20 protein-coding genes are annotated in these 20,346 nt (G+C 59.2%); 6 read left to right on the top strand and 14 right to left on the bottom strand.

Translation table 11 applies throughout. The features are described 5' to 3' along the window. Positions 1-123: 123 nt before the first annotated feature. Together IPK17_RS15115 and IPK17_RS15110 are read left to right on the top strand one after the other, a co-directional pair. The gene (locus IPK17_RS15115; RefSeq protein ID WP_343418526.1) at positions 124-1,134 is read left to right on the top strand and encodes an MFS transporter; all 1,011 of its coding nucleotides are present in this window, start codon (positions 124-126) and stop codon (positions 1,132-1,134) included. 143 nt (positions 1,135-1,277) lie between these two features. Then, complete coding sequence (locus IPK17_RS15110; protein ID WP_343418525.1) at positions 1,278-1,439, top strand: hypothetical protein; 162 nt, start codon at positions 1,278-1,280, stop codon at positions 1,437-1,439. A gap of 134 nt (positions 1,440-1,573) precedes the next feature. Here IPK17_RS15110 and IPK17_RS15105 read toward each other — a convergent pair whose 3' ends face one another. The 10 genes from IPK17_RS15105 to IPK17_RS15060 form a co-directional block, all read right to left on the bottom strand. Further along, positions 1,574-2,053: a LacI family DNA-binding transcriptional regulator gene (locus tag IPK17_RS15105; protein ID WP_343418524.1), complete on the bottom strand. Its 480-nt coding sequence runs from the start codon at positions 2,051-2,053 to the stop codon at positions 1,574-1,576. Positions 2,054-2,104: 51 nt separating this feature from the next. Then, positions 2,105-2,452, bottom strand: a complete 348-nt coding sequence (locus IPK17_RS15100) for a pyridoxamine 5'-phosphate oxidase family protein (RefSeq protein ID WP_343418523.1) — start codon at positions 2,450-2,452, stop codon at positions 2,105-2,107. Positions 2,453-2,462: 10 nt separating this feature from the next. Next, positions 2,463-2,999, bottom strand: a complete 537-nt coding sequence (locus tag IPK17_RS15095) for a hypothetical protein (RefSeq protein WP_343418522.1) — start codon at positions 2,997-2,999, stop codon at positions 2,463-2,465. A gap of 21 nt (positions 3,000-3,020) precedes the next feature. Then, positions 3,021-3,680 (bottom strand): methyltransferase family protein, encoded by a 660-nt coding sequence (locus IPK17_RS15090; RefSeq protein ID WP_343418521.1) that lies wholly within the window; start codon positions 3,678-3,680, stop codon positions 3,021-3,023. Positions 3,681-3,775: 95 nt separating this feature from the next. Beyond that, the gene (locus tag IPK17_RS15085; protein WP_343418520.1) at positions 3,776-5,860 is read right to left on the bottom strand and encodes a winged helix-turn-helix domain-containing protein; all 2,085 of its coding nucleotides are present in this window, start codon (positions 5,858-5,860) and stop codon (positions 3,776-3,778) included. Between the two features lie 14 nt (positions 5,861-5,874). Further along, a complete protein-coding gene (locus IPK17_RS15080) occupies positions 5,875-6,408 on the bottom strand; it encodes a hypothetical protein (protein WP_343418519.1) in 534 nt (177 codons plus the stop codon). A gap of 476 nt (positions 6,409-6,884) precedes the next feature. Next, positions 6,885-7,763 carry a carbohydrate ABC transporter permease gene (locus tag IPK17_RS15075; RefSeq protein WP_343418518.1) on the bottom strand — a complete coding sequence of 293 codons (879 nt, stop codon included), beginning with the start codon at positions 7,761-7,763 and terminating at the stop codon, positions 6,885-6,887. Positions 7,764-7,768: 5 nt separating this feature from the next. After that, positions 7,769-8,548, bottom strand: a complete 780-nt coding sequence (locus tag IPK17_RS15070) for a carbohydrate ABC transporter permease (protein WP_343418517.1) — start codon at positions 8,546-8,548, stop codon at positions 7,769-7,771. Positions 8,549-8,768: 220 nt separating this feature from the next. Beyond that, positions 8,769-10,088, bottom strand: a complete 1,320-nt coding sequence (locus IPK17_RS15065) for an ABC transporter substrate-binding protein (RefSeq protein WP_343418516.1) — start codon at positions 10,086-10,088, stop codon at positions 8,769-8,771. A gap of 109 nt (positions 10,089-10,197) precedes the next feature. Then, positions 10,198-11,667 (bottom strand): alpha-N-arabinofuranosidase, encoded by a 1,470-nt coding sequence (locus tag IPK17_RS15060; RefSeq protein ID WP_343418515.1) that lies wholly within the window; start codon positions 11,665-11,667, stop codon positions 10,198-10,200. 259 nt (positions 11,668-11,926) lie between these two features. On the opposite strand from IPK17_RS15060, the gene IPK17_RS15055 reads away from it, so the two are divergent. Next, positions 11,927-12,937: a LacI family DNA-binding transcriptional regulator gene (locus tag IPK17_RS15055; protein ID WP_343418514.1), complete on the top strand. Its 1,011-nt coding sequence runs from the start codon at positions 11,927-11,929 to the stop codon at positions 12,935-12,937. A 128-nt stretch (positions 12,938-13,065) separates the two neighbouring features. On the opposite strand, the gene IPK17_RS15050 is transcribed toward IPK17_RS15055, so the two are convergent. Continuing rightward, on the bottom strand, positions 13,066-14,049 hold the full coding sequence (locus IPK17_RS15050; RefSeq protein WP_343418513.1) for an aldo/keto reductase: 984 nt from the start codon (positions 14,047-14,049) through the stop codon (positions 13,066-13,068). 351 nt (positions 14,050-14,400) lie between these two features. Between IPK17_RS15050 and IPK17_RS15045 the strand changes: the two genes are divergently transcribed. The 3 genes from IPK17_RS15045 to IPK17_RS15035 are packed head-to-tail and all read left to right on the top strand — an operon-like array spanning position 14,401 to position 18,097. Continuing rightward, on the top strand, positions 14,401-16,641 hold the full coding sequence (locus IPK17_RS15045; RefSeq protein WP_343418512.1) for a putative glycosyltransferase family protein: 2,241 nt from the start codon (positions 14,401-14,403) through the stop codon (positions 16,639-16,641). After that, positions 16,641-17,384 (top strand): class I SAM-dependent methyltransferase, encoded by a 744-nt coding sequence (locus tag IPK17_RS15040; RefSeq protein WP_343418511.1) that lies wholly within the window; start codon positions 16,641-16,643, stop codon positions 17,382-17,384. Before IPK17_RS15045 ends, IPK17_RS15040 begins: the two co-directional genes overlap by 1 nt. Then, positions 17,384-18,097 (top strand): glycosyltransferase family 2 protein, encoded by a 714-nt coding sequence (locus tag IPK17_RS15035; protein ID WP_343418510.1) that lies wholly within the window; start codon positions 17,384-17,386, stop codon positions 18,095-18,097. Before IPK17_RS15040 ends, IPK17_RS15035 begins: the two co-directional genes overlap by 1 nt. A 1-nt stretch (position 18,098) precedes the next feature. Here the strand turns inward: IPK17_RS15035 and IPK17_RS15030 are convergent, their stop codons facing one another. From IPK17_RS15030 to IPK17_RS15020, 3 genes are read right to left on the bottom strand one after another with little or no spacing between them, the layout of a single operon-like run. Beyond that, a complete protein-coding gene (locus tag IPK17_RS15030) occupies positions 18,099-18,692 on the bottom strand; it encodes a DegT/DnrJ/EryC1/StrS family aminotransferase (protein ID WP_343418509.1) in 594 nt (197 codons plus the stop codon). Beyond that, positions 18,623-19,210: a DegT/DnrJ/EryC1/StrS family aminotransferase gene (locus tag IPK17_RS15025; RefSeq protein WP_343418508.1), complete on the bottom strand. Its 588-nt coding sequence runs from the start codon at positions 19,208-19,210 to the stop codon at positions 18,623-18,625. The genes IPK17_RS15030 and IPK17_RS15025 overlap by 70 nt, the downstream gene beginning before the upstream one ends. Continuing rightward, the gene (locus IPK17_RS15020; RefSeq protein WP_343418507.1) at positions 19,207-20,235 is read right to left on the bottom strand and encodes an NAD-dependent epimerase/dehydratase family protein; all 1,029 of its coding nucleotides are present in this window, start codon (positions 20,233-20,235) and stop codon (positions 19,207-19,209) included. The genes IPK17_RS15025 and IPK17_RS15020 overlap by 4 nt, the downstream gene beginning before the upstream one ends. Positions 20,236-20,346: the final 111 nt, after the last annotated feature.

The following is a 20,346-nucleotide window of genomic DNA, read 5'->3' as shown; positions in this document are numbered from 1 at the left end:
CATCTCCGGAATTCTCCTCCGGATGACCGACTTTCCGCTCGCTCTTTGTTAGGCTGAAGGTATTGAAGTTTAGTCTGCGGCGGATACTGTCAGAATCCTCATTCCTCGATGCGTGCCTTTCTTATGCTTTGGTTCGGTCAGTTAGTCTCGGTCATTGGCACGGGCATGACCCAGTTCGCGCTGGCGCTGTGGATTTGGGAACAGACTGGCGAGGTCACCCCCGTCATGCTCACCACTGTCTGCTTCTTCTTGCCGTCTGTCTTGTTCGCGCCGTTTGCTGGCACGCTGATCGACCGCCTCAATCGTAAATGGCTGATGATCGGCTGCGACACTCTAGCGGGGGCCGTGACGCTGGCGCTGTTCATCCTCACTGCGACGGGCAGTCTCGAGGTGTGGCATCTGTACATCAGCGCCTTCCTCAGTGGTACATTCCAGACGCTGCAAGCCCCGGCATTGCGTGCCACCATCGTGCTGCTCGTGCCACCCCAGCACCTTACCCGCGCTTCTGGCATGATGGGGCTGTCCTCAACCATGAACCAAATTCTTGCGCCGGTATTGGCCGCTGTCCTGTACAGCCTGCTGCGAACCAACGGTATCTTCGTGATAGATTTCATCACTTTTCTTTTCGCGCTCACCACGTTGGTGATCATCCATATTCCCATCCCTGCCCAAAGCGAGGCCAACGACGGCACATTCTGGCAACAAACTCTATACGGCTTCCGCTACATCCTCAACGATAAGCGTATCCGTGCGCTGCTGCTGTTCTACCTCGGTTTCAACGTGGTGGTCGAGGTATGGTCGTCGCTGCTCTCCCCGTTGATCTTGGCGCGTACGGCCAGCGATGCCGGCGTATTGGCAACGGTGCAGGCTGCCGGAGGAATTGGCGCGGTGGTAGCCGGCGTGCTGCTCAGTGTGCTGCCGTCGCCGTGCAACCTGAATAAAGCCATGCTCATCTGCGTGGGGGTGATGGGAGTGCTGACATTGCCTATCGGCTTGAACCATGCGGTGGCTGCATGGATGTTCGCGCATCTGGCGTTCTTCATCATGCATGCGGTGTTTCTGGCCTATGGCTACAGCATTGAGCAGCAGATCGTTCCGCAGCCTCTACAAAGGGCGCGTCTTCTCCATTTTTAGTATGGTACTGGCGTCCACACCGGTGGTTATGCCGGGAGCTGCTGGGGCTGCTGTCAGACACAGTGTTTGAGCCGGCCATGCGCGGGGACAGTTTGCTCATGCAGGTCTGGGGCTGGCTGGTAGGGACAGGCCCGGGGGCAGGGATGGCTGTGTTGTTTGTGGTATGCAGTCTGGGGATGATCGGTTTGGCGGGAGTGGGGATGGCCAACCCGGTACTGCGCAACCTTGTCCCGCCGCAGACGGCTGCGCGGAAGGCCGCGACCCAAACGACGCAGGGGGTCAGCGCCAGAGGCAGCGAGGCGTAACCGTGCGCCGATCACCTCCTCAGGCGCATAAAATCACGACGACTCAATCTAGGATTCCGAGGAGAAGACATCTTTTATTCTCCTTAAGCAGCAGTAGACAAAAAGGTGCAGTTCAAAACCCGACTGGCGTTGATTTACGGCGTTCCTCCTGTGCTCTGACGAGCGACAACCCGCGTGGGCAAAAAGCTGCGGCGCTGCTGAAAGTCTTCGCCTTCCTGAATGGCTTCGAGCAGCAGTTTGACGGCGACCCGCCCCGTCTCGTGAACCGGGATGTGGATCGACGACAGCGGCGGAATGGTGTGGGCGGATGTAGAGAGGTTGTCGCAGCCGATAACAGCGCAGTCTTCCGGGATGCGCACGCCGTGATCGTAAAGGGCATGCAGGACGCCCAGCGCCATGAGATCGTTTTGCACGAAGATCGCATCGGTTGATGGCGCGCGCTGAAGCAGGCGCACCGCCGCGTCATAACCCGACTGCGGATCCCAGTTCGCTTCTTCGATGGCGGTGCATTCCAGCCCGTGCTGATGCAGCGCGGCCTGCGTGCCGGAGAGGCGCTTTTGGGCAGAGATGAAACCTCTGACCTGAGCGGATGACGGTTCCCGAATGAACGCCAAACGAATACGGAATGGCTTCCGAACGCCGGAGACGCCTTGATCTCGTTTCTGCTAGAAGTCGATGGTTTCGACGGTGCTCTGCCTGTCTTCGGAAAGGATATGGAGGCGGTCGGGCTGAACTTGCACGACGGTTTGCCATTCGTGGGGCGCAAGCCTGTTGTCCAAACGGACAGCGTGTCCGTCGAGCTTCCAGGTCGGCGTGAGCAGGGTGACCCGAGGTTGATGCTCAAGGTTAAAGAGGTGATCGGAATTCCGCGGCAGAAAGAGCAGCAGCGCGTTATTCCGAAATTGATACGAGACGATGCTGATCTGGGGACCTGCTTGTCCGCAAGTCCCTAGTGTGACCTCAGTGTACTGCTCAAGTAGTGCTTCGACACGCTCCCTGAGATGCGTGTTCATGCGGTGACTCCTAGTGGATGGATGCGATGAAGGTTTCGATCTGGTTTTCATCCCACGATGAGACGGGCTGGTTGATGACTATCAGCGCAGTGCCTTCGCGACCTTGAAAAACCAGGTTTAGGCTGCGGTAGCGCCGACCTTCCGAGTTCGTCCGGTCACTTACGGTGAGGGTTGCAACCTGGTCGCGGATTGTCCGCTGCTCGGTCCGCACCAGCGTCGGCTCATTCCAGCGGGTCTTCGCACGATCATCCGGAATGTAGCCTTCGAGCGCGGCATCGTTGGGAATGACACCGGGCGGCGCTTGCAGAAACGACAGGTGAGCATATTCATCTGTACCGCGATAAGCGACAACGGTGTAACCAAGCAGCTCGACCGCGTAATCAGGCTCATAGCCCGCGGGGAGGTCAAAGTTTGCGATGTGCTGCGCCAGATCGTTGACATGATGGGAGTCGGTGATCTGTTTCCAGAGGGAAGGCGCGGCGGCGGTCAATAGACCGCACGCCAGCAGAACGATCAGGGCTGCGCTGATGAGAAGGTTTTTGGACATGAGCAGACTCTTTCCCTCGCTTCAGCGAGCTTCGGCTTTGTGCGCGACCGGCGCAGTCGACGGACGGCGCAGCAGCTTCGGCAGGAACATCCCGGTGTTTGCGCGATACGTCTCATAAGCAGAACCGAACTGCGCCAGCATCCCGCGTTCTTCCATACGGGCGAGACGGTAGTAAACGACCACCAGAATGGGCCACATAATGAGCAGAGGGAGGGTCGCCCAGTCGAGGATCATGCCGAGGGTGATGAGCATGAAACCGGTGTACTGCGGGTGGCGGATGTAGCCGTAGATGCCATCGCTGACCAGTTCACCTTCCCCTTCTTCCTTGCTCCAGAAGCGCTTGTGAATGACGCGCCAACCGACCATCACCAGTGCAACACCGATCAGCATCAACACGGTGCCAATGTACATGCCCCAGTGGCCAATCCACGGCTGTAAGGTGTGTCCGTACAGCACGCCATCGGGCAGGGTCGTGCCGATCAACCAGGTGATGACATACATGCTGAGGGGGACGCCGAACATTTCCAGCGCCAACGCGATGATGAAGGCGAGATAGGCGCTGCTGGGCTTACGTTGAGACTTCTTGTAGAAGGGTACAAACAGGAGCATCACAGCGAACAGGATGATCCAAATCACCATATAGGTCCACTGATTGAAGTGGTCGGCTGCAGGGTCGAGCATGAGGTTTTTCCTTCGGGTTGAACTTCATCGAACTAACCTCAGAGTAGTCGTAAACCCCCTGAGGCTGTCATCAACCAGAAGTTAGATCTGTGGATTTAGTCTGCGAGGATGTGCAAACTGCGGGCTTTGCTCACCGCTTCGGTACGGTTTTGCGCCTCCAATTTATTCATAATGTGGTGAATGTGACTCTTGACCGTACCGAGACTGACCACCAGCCTCGCTGCAATCGCTTGATTGCTGGCACCCGCCGCCATGTACCCGAGCACCTCAATTTCGCGCTCGGTGAGGGTATTGGCAGGATGGTGTGCGGTTTCATTCTGAGCAGCCACGTTCAGCAGATAAGCTGCATAGTCGGCGGCGATATGGTGCTCGACGGCGAGGCGCAGCAATCTGCGGGCGGGCAGTCCGGCATCCAGGAACAGGCGGATAATGCCGTCGCTCGCGGCGTGTCGAAGCACTGGTTCGAGCGCCTCCAACGCGGCCTGCACAGCGCCTTTGGCCTGATAAGCCAACGCCTGCAAAAATTGCGCGCTGATTGCGGTGGCGAGTCTCCCTCCCGCCTCGGCGCGCGTAATGAGCTGTTCCAGAAATGATAAGGCTTGGTCAGATTCTCCCTGCGCCAGCCAGATTCGAGCCAGCGTTAGGTCTTCGTAGTCCCGGCAAAACCCGGCGTCTTTGGTCATCCGGTAGGCAACCGCCCACGCTGTCCCTGCCTCAAGCTGACCCAGGCACAGGGCGAGGTATGCCTCTGCCGCGCCAATGAGTGATGTCATCATTGGGCTGTGGAAGCCACGGGCGTAGCTCTGCGCTTGCACCATGCTCGCTTCGGCTTCGGTAAATTTGCCCTGTGCTAACAGAATGTTCGCGAGAGTTAGATGAGCGAAACACAGTAAATCGGGAATGTTCGCACGCCGAGCAAGCGCAATCGCGTCACGCAAAGTGGCTTCGGCCTCGACGATGCGATTGCGTTGGTAATAGACCGCTGCCAGCGGCAGCATCAGGGCGCTGAGTGGGCCGATCTTCGCGTCATACCCCGTAAGTATACCCTGACAGCGGGCCTCAACGGCGTCGAGCTTGCCCGCCAGCAGATCGAGCTGTGCCAGATAGTAATGCGCGTCGAGCATTAAGTAATGGTGGTGGATCTGCTCCGCCTGTTCCAATGCCGCTTGATAAGCACTCCGCGCCGTCGGAACATCACCGATGAGATAGTGGATAAACGCATTCGTATTCGCAATGCGTACCCGATCCAACGCATCGACGGTCTGCTGCTGCATGATCGCCTGCTTGATCCAATGCAGTCCGGATTCAAGATCACCCCGATAGGCTGCGAGTGTCGCCTGATAGTTGAAGGCGATGGTCTGGAGCGCCTGCCGCTGAGGGATAGTGCTCTCCACCTCCCTCAACGTCTCTGTGGCGAACTGCAGAAAATGTTGGGAACGTTCAATGTCCCCGCTCAAGTAGAGAGCACGTGAGAAGTAGAGACATAGACGGGGACGTCCCTTCAAGACGTCGTCGGTAAAGCAGGTCAGCCAATTCATGATCGTCGAGATTTCGCCGCGCGAAGTCAGCGCTTCCCACGCGCGCGATTCAATTAACTGCGCGGCGAAATCGAGATCCTGCGAGGCCAGCGCATGCGTTACCGCTTCCACGAAGTTGTCATGGGCCGTATGCCACTCCGCTGCTCGGCGATGCTGGTGGAGATAACGCAGTCTATCGGCCAGCTCCAGCTGCTGACGCAGATACTGGGCAAATAGATGGTGATAGCGATAGAGGGGTTCGGTTTCGGACAGCGGCACAATGAACAGACTGTCTGCCGCCAAACGACTCAACAACAGCGGCGCATTGGGTTTGCCCGTGAGCACGGTACATACGTCAGGATTCAGCCAATCGAGTGCGCATGTATCGAGCAAAAACGCCTTGAGCGGCTCCGACTGCTGCTCAAACACTTCCTGGGCGAAATAATCAAAGATATGGCGCTGCGTGAGCGAATAGCGAGTGAGTTGGGATGCTAACGCCTGCTCATCCTTCAGCGCTGGGTTCATCAGGATCAGCGCGAGGGCCGCTGCCCAGCCTTCGGTGAGACCATCAAGCTGCGTGAGCAAACGCTTTGAGGGCATCCAACCGAGCATCTGGTGCAGCCAAACCGCCATTTCCTCTTGTTCGAATCGGAGATCGGCCATGCGCACTTCAGTGATCACGCCGAGTGTGCGCAGTCGGGCGAGCTGCAGGGGCGGATCGGCACGCGTCCCGATGACAAGCCGCAGGTTTCGGGAAGGTATTCCGTCATGAAGCCGACAGCAGCGTGAATTTGGGGCTCGGTGATCAGGTGATAATCGTCCAGCATGAGCATGGTCTGAGTCGCAAGCTCATCGGCGACATTCAGGATGTGCTGAATCGTCTCCTGCAACCCCGCCTGCTTAAGATCAGAGTCGGTCGGTTGGAATTTACTGCTGGCGCCTTGAAACGCGCCCAGCAGGTACGCCCCAAAGCGGGCGGGATCGTTATCCCGTTCATCGAGTGCATACCATGCAACCCATGTCCCCGCTGTGCGCAGTTGGTGCGCCCACTCGATCAAGCAGGAGGACTTACCAAACCCGGCCGGAGCCGACACCAGCGTCAAGCGCGAATGCGGCTCAGCCGAGTTCAGCACGTGCCGCAGCAGTCGCTCCCGTTGAATATGCTGTGCCCGCAGCGGTGGCAGTTGGATTTTGGTGCGCAGTAAGGACATGACTCTGTACTCGTAGCTCGTTTTCGTCGATTGTAACCAGGGTGCAGCAGGGGGCGTACGACAGATGTGTATTCCTGAAGGTACGTCTGACATGTCTAGAGGGCATGCTCAGGAACAAGCATTCCGAGAAGCTTGTACTCTGCTGTTCGATGCCTAACGGATGGCTTGTTACCGGCTGCATCTGTCCACGCAACGGGGTTTCGGGTCGTTGGTAAATAACGTGAGTTAGGAATAAGCCTCACTCGCGTCTCCCCCTCACCCCCTAACAGGGATAGGTTTTTTATGCTTCCCCATCGAATACGGTTTTCTTCTGGACCTAGGGGACGAGGCATGCCTCGTCCCTACAATTAAAAACCTACCCCTGAGAGCCCTCACCCCCTACCCCTCTCGAAACCTACAAACAACCGCCTCTCGCATGAGAGGCGGTTGTGTTTTGATGTACCCAGTAAGATCGAACGCAGTTTGGCCCGCTGACCTTATTTCATCCCGGTGCCGGTGGCGGCCAAGCCTTCCATGACCTGCCGGCGCAGGAACAGGAACAGGATGATGATCGGGATGGTAGCCAGCGTCGAACCCGCCATGACGAGATCGTAGGACTGGCGGTACTGGTTGATCAGACGGGTGATGCCCACCGCCAGCGGCATGTTCTCCGCCTGGCGGAAGACAATCAGCGGCCAGAGCAGGTTATTCCAGTAGTCCAGCGAGAACAGAATGAACAAGGTGGCAATCGCCGGGCGCGCATTGGGCAGCACCACCGACCAGAAGATCTGATACTCGTTCGCGCCGTCAACACGCGCCGCGTTCAACATCTCGTCGTCGATGGACAGCATGTATTGGCGGACGAAGAAGATGCCGATGGGCGAGGCGGCAATCGGGATGATCGCGCCGAAGTAATTCTCCACCAGCCCTAACTGAATGATCATCAGGAACAGCGAGACGATCAACAGGTGGAAGGGGATCATCTGCGAGACCAGAATCAGCATGAACAACAAGTTCCGCCCCCGGAACTTGAACTTGGCCAGCGCATAGCCCCCGGTCGTGCACAGGAACAAAGCGGTGATCGCGAAACCCCCGGTTTGCAGCACGGAATTCAGCATCCAGCGACCGAAAGGCTCTTCCTCAAACAGGGTTCGGTAGCTGTCCAGCGACAGGGCGCTGGGGAGCAGGTCGAATGCATCGACAAAGATGCGGCCATCCGGTCGCAGCGAACTGACCACCATCCAGTACAACGGGAAAATAAACCCGATGGTCAACAGGATGAAGAACAGCGTCAACAGGATCTTGTTGACACGCACCCGGTAGTTGGGCCGGGGTTTGATGCTGACGCGCATCTGGTCGGAAGTCTGTACAGCCATCGACTCTAGTCCTCCCGACTAAACACACCGAAGAAACGGAACTGAATGAGCGAGAAAACAAAGATGATGGCGGCGAGGATCACGCCCATCGCGGCGGCCGTCCCAAAATTGAACGAGGTGAAGGCCGTGCGATAAATCAGCAGCGCCATCGTGAGACCACCGTCGCCCGGGCCACCGCCGCCGGTATACAGGATAAACGGCTCGACGAACACCTGATAGCCGCCAATGATGCTCAGCACAATGACGAACAGGGTGGTCGGGCGCAGCAGCGGCAGCGTGATGCGCCAGAACATCTGGAAGGCGTTGGCGCCGTCAATAATGGCGGCTTCGTAGAGTTCGCGCGGAATATTCACCAGACCCGAGTTGAAGTACAGGATGTTGATCCCGGTCCAGCGCCACGTCGCCACCAAAATGAGTGAAGGGAGCGCGAGTTCCGAGACTTCGAGCCAGCGCAGGGGCCTCGCTCCGAAAACAGAGGACAAGAAGAGATTGACGAACCCTCCCTCGGCCAGAATCAGGCGGAAAACGGTGCCTGCGACCACGAGCGAGGTCAACGCGGGCAAGAAAATCAGCGTGCGGAACACCGTGCTTTGGACCACGCGCCCGGTGTCGAGCAGTACCGCCAGCACAAGCGGCACGGGGATCAGAATGAGGAGTGTTCCAATGGTATAGATGGTGGTGTTGGCGAGCGCTTGATTAAACCGTACCAGTTCAAAAACATTCTCGTAGTTGGTTAGTCCCACCCATTCCTGACTTGTCACCCCCTGAAAATTCTGGAAGCTCATGATGATCGCCAGAATGACCGGGTAAACCTTAAAGACAACAAATATGGTCAAAAAGGGAATGAGGAAAACAAACGGGACGACTTTTTTATGATTGAGTATGTTGACGATTGAGCGGACCACTTGAGTTTTACCTTCATACTAGCGACCAGTTTTCAGCCGACAAATGCAAAAGCAGGTACCCGCTGCCGGGTACCTGCTTTCGATTGTGCAGAGCGAACGATCAGCCGCCGCCGATGTCGGCGCCCATCGCCTCAAGCTCAGCCAAAGCCGCCGCGATCACCTCTTCCGGCGATTTCTGATTCTCGATCAGATCGTACATCGCGGTCGTCTGGAAGATGGTGGCGATTTCGGGATAGAACGGCCCGGTGTATTCCGGCGCCACGTTCCCCAAACCAGCCTGAATGTATGTGAAGGGGATTTCACCGCTGAAGTCCGACATTTCGATCAACAGCGCCGGGTCTTCGTAGACGTCGAGGCGCAGCGGGTCGAAGCCGAGATCCGTCCACAGGGCGACGTTGGCTTCATAGGACAGCTTCGCGAAGGCGAGGAATTCCTGCGCCAGCGCAATCTTGCTCGGGTCGATCTGGTCGGTGATGACGGTGCCCGTGCCGCCGCCCATCGTCGTGGTGTAGCCGCCTTCTTCAAAGATCGGCATCGGGCGGACAACTTCGACCGCCGCGAGTTCGCTGCTCATGTTGTCGGGGAAACGAGTCATGTACCACTGCGGCATCCACAGGGAGGCGACGCGCCCTTCGACCAAGTCCACAAAGTGATCGGGAGAGTGGTGATTGCCGCCGGACGTGGGTCGGGCGATCCCATATTCATGAACCAGATCCTGAACGAATTGGAGCGCTTCGATATTCTCCGGGCTGTCCAGAATGATCTCGCCCTCGGCGTTGTAGGTTCCGCCGCCCATCATCAGCATGATCGGGTAGGTCGAGAAGATATCGGTCGTTTCGATGGTGGTCATGTAGACATCCGGCGTGCCGTCACCATCGGTGTCCTGAGTCACCTGCTGACCAGCGGCGATGTAATCATCCCACGTGCGGATGCTGTCGACATCCACGCCCGCCGCTTCCAGAATCGCCGTGTTGTAGTACATCACAAACGAGCCGAGGTGGTAGTCAATCCCGTAGTTGTTTCCGTTCGCGGTATACGGGGCAAGGCGCGACTCAATGATGTCGGCGCGATAGGGATCGATGGCCTCGTTGAGCGGAATGAAGTGCAGCACGCCCTTGGTGAAGGTGGCGAACTTCTTGATTTCCACATCGGCGAGATCCGGGGCGCCCGTGCCCACCAGCAGCGCCGCCAGCAGATTGTCGTGCATCTGGGTGTAGTCGATCTGTTCAAAGGTGAGGTTGATCTGGCGATCCGGGTTCATTTCGTTCCAGCGTTCCGCCTGATGCTGCATGAACAGACCGTGGCGTTCGACAAAGACCCACAGGGACAGGTCAGTGGCACTCTGGGCGCTCGCCATTGAGATGGAACCGAGCATAATCGACAGTACAAGCAACAACAACATGAATCTTGACTTAGACATCTGGAGCTCCTTTTCCAATCAAATATTGAAAGCTGCCGGGCAATCAACTAGTTCGGTGGGACGTCTCGCTGGGGCTGAACCTCCTCTCAGGTGGCGTTTTTTCGACCGATTACAAATCGAAACTGAGCGCAGTCACCGAATGCGGCTCAAAGGTGAAATTCGCGGAAGTCGACCGGGTCGTCACGATGGCTTCGGTTGTGCCCACCCGGTTCGGATCTGTAAATGAGTTCTCGGCTTTGAGGTCTGGGCCGTTGACGATCCATGCGCAGCCCGTCCCCGTGAACTGGCCACCATCCAGTTTGAGGGTGGTTTCCTGCGCCTGAGTCGCGCTGCGGTTGACGACGAACACCGAGAGTTTACGGGCGCGGTCGTCGAGGGTGGCCGCCACATCGAGCGTGCGCAGGGCGGTGTAGTCCCCGCTGGAGAACGTGTCGCCTGACCAGTAGGCATCGAGCGCGATGCGGCCGCAGTTGCGGCTGTACAGCTCGAAGGGATGAAAGATGCTCTGCAGGAACAGATCGTCCGGACTGGTGAAGATGGGCGCGAGCACATTGACGATCTGCGCGATGTTAGCCATTTTGACCGAGCGCGCATGGCGAATGAAGGCATTGAAGTGCATCGCCACGACCAACGCATCCTCAAGATTGTATTTCTCCTCCAGGTCATGGAGTTCTTCGCGCGTGGTACCCTGCATCCGATACCAGACGTTCCACTCGTCCACGGCGATGGCAATCGGGCGCGTGATGCCGCGCTGCAGCCGCACCGCCTGAATGAGCCCTTCAATCGCGCTGAGGCGCTGCTCAAGCAGTTCCGAGACCGCCATATACTGCGCGAAATCGTTCTCCGGATTGCCCACATACCAGTGCAGCGCCAGATAATCGATGAGGTCCGGTGCTTGTTCGATCAGGAGCTGGATACGTTCGACATATTCGGCGCGCCAGCTCGACACCGCGGAAGCGATGAGCTTGATCGACGGATCGACCCATTTCATCACCTTGGCGAATTCGAGATAGGCGCGGGCATATTCTTCGGGCGTCTTGTAGCCGATCTGCCAACTACCGTCGATTTCATTGCCAATGCCCCAGTATTTCACCTGATGGGGTTCAGCGAAGCCATGCTGGCGGCGGAGATTGGCGAGGGTGGTGTTCTGCGTACCGTTGCAGTATTCGACCCAGTCGCGCGCCTCCCGCATGTCCCCATCGCCACAGTTGACCACGATGAAGGGGTCAACGTTGAGCTGGCGGCAGAACTGGATGAATTCGTTGGTGCCGAAGTGATTTGGTTCGACCGTACGCCACGCCAGTTCTAGGCGCGCAGGGCGGTCGGCGACCGGGCCGACGCCGTCGCGCCAGTGATACCCGGAGACGAAGTTACCCCCCGGATAGCGCATGATCGTCATCTGCAGACGGTGCAGCGCCGCGAGGACGTCGCGCCGAAAGCCGCGCTCATCGGCCAGCGGTGACCCCGGTTGATAGATGCCGCCGTAGAGGCAGCGGCCGAGGTGTTCGGCAAAGCCGCCGAAGATATGCGGATGAATTTGTCCTAGATGTCGCTCAAGATCAATTTTGATATAATTCATTGTGCGCGTGTCCACCACGAAATTAAGCGAGGCGGCAGGGCCAAAGAAATGTCAAACTGGCGGCTTAAAACCGTTTGACAGACAAAATATTGGTTATTTGAAAAACCCCGCAAGTTTAATAAACAAATACGCATAATTTAGTCTCTCTTGCGTACCTTCTAACAAAAAATATACAGCACGTCCCAAAACATGTCAAATAACTATACACTAAACATATTCAAGTAGTTTAGTGAATAAATTCAGTATCCGGAGGATACGATTGGCCAAGTCGAAAACAACCATGCGCGATGTCGCTCAAGCGGCGGAGGTCTCGGCTACGACCGTGTGGATGGTTGCGCACAATAAACCGGGCATTCCCGCTGAGACGATCAAAAAAGTCCGCGCTGCGATGGAAAAACTGGCTTATGTGGTCAAGCCAGAAGAGATCAGTACGAAGACGGACTCAGTCGGGCTGCTCATCGAACAGTCGTCCATTCCCGCTATCAGCGATGTCTTTTACGGCGATGTGATTCGCGGTTTTCAAGCCGAAGCGGACTATCTCGGCTACCATGTGGTGCTGTCAACGTTTGACCGCACCACGCAGGACCTTGATCTGCTCCAGACGGGTTTTGCCCAGAATGTATCGGGGTTTGTCGTGGCGAATGATGGCGATATCCCCCCGGATATGGTCATGCAAATCAAAATCCCCAATGTGCCGGTCGTACTGATCGAGACGTATATCGAGGGACAAGCACTGCCCGCGGTTTTAGGCGATAATTTCATCGCGGGGTACAAAATCGCGCGCTACATGCTGGATCAAGGGCACCGCAAGATCGCGATTCTGAAAGGCCCGAGCAAGTACAGCAGCCTCGTCGATCGCTTTCGTGGGTGTTTGGCGGCGATGGCGGAGGCCAATGTGCTGCCGCCCGCCGCATGGATGCCGGAACCCGTCCATGGACATCCGCTCAAGGGGTACGTCCAGATGCAGGAGATCCTCGCCCTGCCGGAGCATCCGACGGCGGTGATCGCCATCAGCGATAAGACGGCCTTGGGCGCTATGGAAGCGATTCGTGAAGCCGGGTTGAGCATCCCCGGGGATATCGCGATTGGCAGCATCGACAATACGCTGGAGAGCGCCTACGCCCGCCCACCGCTGACGACGGTGCACATCCCCAAATACGAAATCGGGGTGCTCGCAATGCGAAAGCTCCATCGACTCATTGAGGGAAACGAGACAATTCCGTTCAAAAGTGTGGTCTACAGCGAACTGATAGTCCGCGAGTCCTGCTGACGTAACTGCAAGGTTCAGCCGCCACGGGCCAGCGGGAGCAGCCCGCTAGGCACGCTGATCAGAACGCCGCTCACACGAGCGGCGTTTGTGTTTTCTGCGATGCCGGTGAGCACGGTTCGGGGTTTAGTTTAGGTGAGCGTGTCAGTCTCCAGATTGAGCCAGGCCATTTCTGCCGGGGTGAGCTGAATGTCGAGCGCGGGCAGGTTGTCGGCGAATTCGTCCGGGGTACGCGCGCCTACCAGCGCAAAGATCGGCAGCGGCTGGCTCAGCACGAAAGCGAGCCCCAACTGCGGCAGGCTGATCCCCTTGTCCGCTGCCAGCGTCTGCGCGCGGTCGAGGCGGCGAAAATTGTCCTCGTAGGCGTACGCGCGAATGGTGACGCCATCAAAGTAATCACCGGGCGTGTTGAGGTTATCGCGCCGATATTTACCCGTCATAAAGCCGCCCGCGAGGCTCGACCACGTGAACAACGCGATCCCCGCGGAGGCATACCAGCGTCGGGCAGCTTGATTGCCCGCTCCCCCTAAGCTGATGCAGCCTTCCCAGGCGGGTTTGACCATCTCCGGTAGGCTGAACTGAGGACTGCTGACGGCAAACGGAACGAGTCCATGCGCCTCCGCGTAGCGGTTGGCCGCTTGCACCCGTTCATATGACCAGTTCGAGCCGCCAAATGCGCCGATGCGCCCCGCTCGGTGCTGCTGGTTGAGGACGTCGACAATCGGCTCGACGGGCTGGGATTCATCGTCGCGGTGAAGCACATACAGGTCGATGAAATCGACGCCTAACCGCTCCAGCGAGTCAGCGATGTCGGCGGTGATGGCCTCCGGCGTGACCCGTTGACGGCCGTTGTACGGATGCGCGCCCTTATCCAGAATGACGACTTGATCGCGGATGCCCCGGCTGGCGATCCAGCGGCCTAACACCCGTTCACACGCGCCATTTCCGTAGACGTGCGCGGTATCAAACGTGTTGCAGCCCTGCGCGAACACGGCGTCAAACAGGGCGAACGCCTCGTCGGCATTGGACTCGTTGAAATAGACTGTGCCTTGCACCAAAATGGAGATGGGTTTCGCCACCCCGGTCACCTGCCCATACCGCAAACGGTTTGCCATAATTTCATCCACTTTCGATAAACTGAACTCTTTTGCTGCGACGCGGGCAGGCACTGCGACCTTGGCTGCGGCCGCAGCGTCCACCCCTGCATGAGCATGACTCCCACCTGACAGGCTATAAGCATACCGCTCTCGGCGCATTCGGGATATGGGTTCTCGGGCTGAGACGGGGTTGGCGGCTGGCGGTCAGTCGTCAAAGGTGGGGATGGAAGACCGGGCGCCGAAACATTAAACAATTTATACAAATCTTAACAGCCTTGTCATGCCTTATACACTACAATACATAAGTACTCTTCGTTCGCCTAGTGGTCGGCTGAAGAGCAATGCAGCCCACCTAGAGATTTGTTGCCAATGCAGTCGGAAACTTCAGCACCCTTACTCCCGCGACTTAGTGCCGTTCAAATTATCAGTGAACTCATTCTCGTCGTCGTCGTGGCTGTGTACGCCACCTCCCCGTTTCTGGATCTCGGTCAGCCCACTCGTCTCGGCGGCATCGAATCCGAATACCTGACACGCACCGCCTATTCCTTCTCGACGATTCTGCCGGAAAAGGGGTATATCCCGCTGTGGCAGCCGTATTTGGAGCGCGGCGATCCCCTGCTCGAAAACCCGGTGTCGTTTGCCTTCAATCCACTGGCGAGCGTGCCGCCGATTCTGTTTGGGCTGTACGACGGGCCGAAAGTGTCGCTGCTGCTGGCGGCGATCTGCGCGGGCATCGGCGGATGGGCGCTCGCGCGCGTCCTCGGGTTGGGGCTGCTCGGGCGGCTGCTCGTCGCCTGTTTGGTGATCGGCAAGGGGAATTTCCACGCTTATCTGGTGGAGGGACACTTTCCGCTCGTCATTGTCCAAGCCTTCTTTCCGTGGATCTTCACCGCCGTGGTCGCCATCTTCAAAGGGCATCGGCGCTGGGCGGTGGGGCTGCTGGCGGTGAGTTTTGTGTTTGTGTTCTGGTCAGGCGTGCCGTGGTATCCGCCGGCGATCATTCTGAGCATCGGTCTGCTCACGCTGTGCGCCATGTTTGAGCGCGGGACGGCTAAGCGGAAGGTGCGCGTCCGCTGGAAGCACGTCGGCGGCGTGACGCTCGGTGTGATCGCCACGTTCTTCCTGAGCGCGGCGCTGATGTATCCGCTGCTGACGAAGGGCGACAATATCGGCGAAACGACCATCTTTGAGGATCACCGCGCGGATCTGATCGGCACGGTGGGGCTGTTTTTCTCCAACTACAAAGATCACTTTAGCGTTGGCATCCACCCGCAGGGCTTCGCTTACAGTTACTACAACTACGTGAGTCCGCCGTGGTTTGCGCTGACTCTGCTCGGCGCGCTCATCGCCGTGGCGGTGATCCAGCGCAAACGGTTGGTCGGTGACCTGCGCTTCGTGTGGGGCTTCCTCGCGGTGCTGATCTTCACGCTGCTGTGGGGAGCGGGGCGGAATCCGCTGATTGAGTTGTTCTATGTGACGATTCCGTATGCCAAGCAGTTTCGCCATGTCGAGCGGGTGTTTGCAATCGCCTCGCTCGCGTTCATCGTGCTGATGGGCATCGGCGCGGATGTCATTTGGCGCGCGCTCGTCCAACAGCCGATCTGGTTGGCGCAGCGCTGGGCGGCGGGGCGCGGCGCGCGGATTGCAGCGCGCATCGGGTTGGGGGCGGCCTTGCTGCTCACCAGCGGCGCGGCGGCTTACGATGTGGTGGGGCAGTGGCACGTCACGTGGGGCGAATTCTTCACCCAGACGGAGAGCCCCTTGGAAGACGCGTGTATCACGTGGCTGCGAGAGACGTACCCGGATCGACCCCTGTCGGTGTGGACGCTCGGCTACAGCAACATCTACACCTATCTGCGCAATGAAGTTCGGCATGCGTGGGTCGCGTCCGACTTCTACCACGCGGAAGGCCTTCCGTCGACCATCTTCAACGGCAACTTTCAACGCCCGGCCATCACCCCGCCCGAACTGCTGCCCGAGTTTGCGATTGGCATCACCCACTTTGATGAAACGTGGATGGCGCAGTACGGCTATGAGCCGCTGGAAGGCAGCATCAACCCCTATACGGAGGGGCGGCCGTGTCTCTACCGCCGCGAAGGCGCCTTCAGCTATGCCTGGTGGACGACGCAGGCGCAGCTCGACCAATACAGCGGCATGTTTCCGGTCGAGGAAACCACGCCGATCACCTCGTTCATTCGCGATTATGACCGCATCGGCGTGTTGGCGCAGGCGCGGCTGGATCAGGATGTGGTCGTGACTGTGAGCGAAACGGCCTATCCCGGCTGGCGCGCCTTCATCAACGGCGAACCCGCGCAGATTGAGTCACTGGGCGGGCAGATCGCCGTAGTGCTCCCGCGCAGCGACGCGTATTTTACCGTCATGTTCCGCTATCTCCCGGAACGGTTCTTCCTCGGCAGCCGTGTCACGCTGGCGACCGCAGGTCTGCTCACGCTTTATCTGCTGCGGGTGGATCGGCTGTTCAACGGGCGGATCAAGTTCCCGGCGCTGCGCTTCACGCTCCGACCGGGGCAGATCCTGACGGCGCTGAGCCAGCGGATCGTCAAGCAGCTTGACCCACTGGCGAGCAAGCCGCCGCCCGAGGAGCGCTGATGGAGCCTCAGGCGTACACTGAGCTGCAGCAGCTTGAACCAACTCACTGGTGGTACCGTGGGATGCGATCCATTGTCGCTGCGCTGTTGGCCAGCGCGGGTGTGCACTTGGCAGATAGTCTGATTTTGGATGCCGGGTGCGGGGCCGGGGGTAACCTCACGCATCTGGCGCGCTATGGCCGAGCGGTGGGCTGCGATCTGTCGCCCCACGCGCTGACGTACGCCGCCGAGCAGCATGCCGGTCGGTTGGTGCAGGCGACGGTCGAAGCGCTGCCGTACCGCGTGGGCAGTTTTGCGCTCGTGACCTCCTTCGACGTGCTGTACGCGCGGGAAGTCGACGATGACGAGCGCGCGCTGGCCGAATTCGCCCGCGTGCTCGCGCCGAACGGTTATGTGCTCGTGCGCCTGCCCGCGCTCAAGGTGCTGGCCGGACAGCATGATCTGGTGGTGCACGGCGCGCGCCGCTACACCCGCGCTGAAGTCGAGGCGAAGCTGCGCCGCGCCGGGCTGACCCCGCTGCGCAGCACGTATGCGAATAGTCTGTTGTTTCCCGTGGTGTACATGGTGCGGCGCTGGCAGCGCAACCGCACGGCCGCCGCGCCCTCTGATGTTCGCCCGACCCCCCGGTTGCTCAACGCGCTGCTGGCGGCGATTCTGCGTCTCGAAGCCGCGTGGATCGGGTTGGGCGGCAGCTTTCCCATTGGCGTTTCCGTGATGGCCTTAGCGCAGAAAGTCGAGGTGTGATGCCGCAGACCACGGCTCAACCGGGTATTAGCGCGTTTTTCCCCGCGTATAACGATGGCGGGACGATTGCCAGCATGGTGGTTGCGGCCCTGATCGTCTTGCGGCAGTTAACCGATGACTATGAGATTATCATCATCAACGACGGCAGCCAGGATTACACGGCGCTGATCGCCGATCAACTGGCGCAGGATTACCCCTGCGTGCGCGTCGTGCATCATCCGGAGAATCGCGGCTACGGCGGGGCGCTGCGCTCCGGGTTCGCTGCCGCGTCCAAAGACATTATCTTCTATACGGATGGCGACGCGCAGTATGATGTGCGCGACCTGCTGCGGCTGTATCCGCTGCTGACGCCGGACGTCGATGCCGTGCAGGGGTTCAAGCTCAACCGCGACGATCCGTGGTTTCGCCGTCCCCTCGGGCGGGCATATCACGCGGCGGTACGCTGGGCGTTTCAACTCCATGTGCGCGATGTGGACTGCGATTTTCGCGTCATTCGCCGCCGGGTGTTTGAGCAGATTGAACTGCACCAGAACAGCGGCGAAATCTGCGTGGAACTGGTGAAAAAGCTGGAGCGCGGCGGCTGCACGATTGTCGAGGCGGGCGTCACGCATTATCCGCGTCCCTATGGGCACTCGCAGTTCTTCCGCCCGCGGCACCTCATCTCGACGCTGCGCGGTTTGCTGCGCTTATGGTGGGATTTACGGCGCACGTGATCTAGCTAGGCTGAGTCGCGCACCACATGTGAAGTGCGTCCGCGATCTGCTCCACAGCGTCGGGGCTGAGTTCCGGGTACAGGGGCAGGCTCAGTACGGTTTGCGCGGCGCGCTCCGTGTGCGTCAGCGGGCCGACCACGCGGACTTGCTCCCGATAGCCGGGCTGTAAATGGGCCGGAACCGGGTAATGAAGCGCCGTGCCGATGCCGCGCTCCGCCAGAAATGCCCGCAGGTGATCGCGGTTGGCGTGCTGGACGACATACAGGTGATAGGCGTGGAGGCCGTTGGCGGGCGGGGTGGGCAGGATGAGCCCGGTAGACGCCAGTCGAGCGGTGTACTGAGCAGCGCGGGCGTGCCGCCGCGCATTATCGGCGTCCAGTGCGCGCAGTTTGACGCGCAGTATCGCCGCCTGCAGCTCATCGAGCCGCGAATTCACGCCAGCGCTCTGGCTGATGCGTTGGTCGTCCCAACCATACTGGCGCAAGGCCAGCAGTCGCGCATGCAGCGTTGGATCGCTGCAGACGATCAGGCCACCATCCCCGAGCGCACCGAGATTCTTCGTCGGGTAGAAGCTGAAGCCGCCAAATGCCCCCACGCGCCGACGCGGCGGTTCTGGTAGACCGCGCCATGCGCCTGCGCGCAATCCTCAATCACATACAGGCCGTGACGTTCGGCGAAGGCGCAGATCGCTCCCAAATCAGCGGGCTGACCGTACAGATGCACGGGCACGATGGCGCGCGTTCGCGGCGTCAGCGCGGCGGCGAGCTGATCGGGATCGAGCGTGAGAGTGTGCGGATCGATGTCGATGCACACGGGCGTCGCGCCCGTCTGGCAGATGGCGGCGATGGTGGCAACCGCGGTGTGTGCCACGGTGATCACTTCGCTCGCAGCGTCGACGCCACACGCGCGCAGCGCCAGCGCGAGCGCGTCGGTGCCGTTGGCGACGCCCACGCCGTAAGGCTGGCCGATATAGGCGGCGAATTCGGTTTCAAACGCCCGGGTTTCCGTACCGAGAATGTACTGCCCGCTGTCGAGCACGCGCCGGATGGCGGCGTCGATGGCGGCTTGCTGCGCGCGATAGTTCGCTTGGGGGTCGGCCTGCGGAATGATCATGAAACGGCCGGGGCGTCGTCGTTCCAGTAGTGCTGGCCATGTTCGCGATAATAATCCAGGGTCGCCCGCAGCCCGGCTGCGAGCTTGACGCGCGGCTGCCAGCCAGTCAGTTGGCTGAAGGCGGTGTAGTTGGCGTAGTAGTCGCCAATGTCGATGACTTTTCGTTCCGGCGGGAAGGGGATCTTCTCGACCGCGCCGCCGCCATTGACCTCGACGGCGAGCCGCGCCAGCGCTTCGAGCGACAGCACCTCACCGCCGCCGAGGTTGTACGCCTGCCCGCTGAGATTCGGATGCACGGCGGCGAGCAGCAGCGCCTCGACCACGTCATCGACATAGTTGAAATCGCGGAGCTGTTGACCTTCGCCATAAATTTGCAGCGGCTGCTGCTCGATCAGCTTGCGCATCCAGATGCCGAGAAACGTTTGCCGCGCGTCTTTGACCCGCATCCGCGGCCCGTAGGTGTTGGTCAGGCGGAGCACGCAGGTCGCCATGTGGTAGACCTGCGCATAGAGCAGGTGATACATCTCCCCGGCCAGCTTATTGATGCCATTGACATCCGCCGGGTTGAGCGGGTGCTGCTCGTCGACGGGGAGGTAGCGCGGGCGTCCGTAGATCTGGCGCGTGCTCGCGAAGACGATCCGCACGCCGGGGTTGTTCTGGCGGCAGGCTTCGAGAATTTTCAATTGGCTGCGGCAGTTGATTTCGAGATCGGTGAAGGGGTCGATCATGGAATCGAGGTGGCTGGTTTGCCCGGCCAGATTAAACAGATAATCCTGATCGCGCACCAGAATGTTCAGCCCAAATTGGTCGCGGACGTCGGCAATGTTCAAGGTGATGCGATCTTCGTAGCCCGCCAGATTGTGCAGATTGCCGCCGTATTCCGAGATCAGGCTGTCGACGGCGACCACATGCGCGCCTAAGTCCGTCAGGCGAATGCCGAGCGTCGCGCCGATGAAACCGGCACCGCCGGTGATTAAGACTCGTTTGCCTGCGAACTGCGCTTCCCAGTGGTTTGATCGCCGCATTACGTCCTCAAAACTCGGTTGACTCATAGTGGACAAGTTTACTGTCTGCTCGGTCAACCTGCCAGTCTCGGGCAGGGGGCTGTGCGTGGAAATCACCCGGGAAAGGACGCT

Source organism: Candidatus Flexifilum breve (assembly GCF_016713355.1).
This window is presented reverse-complemented; position numbering and strand designations above follow the sequence as displayed.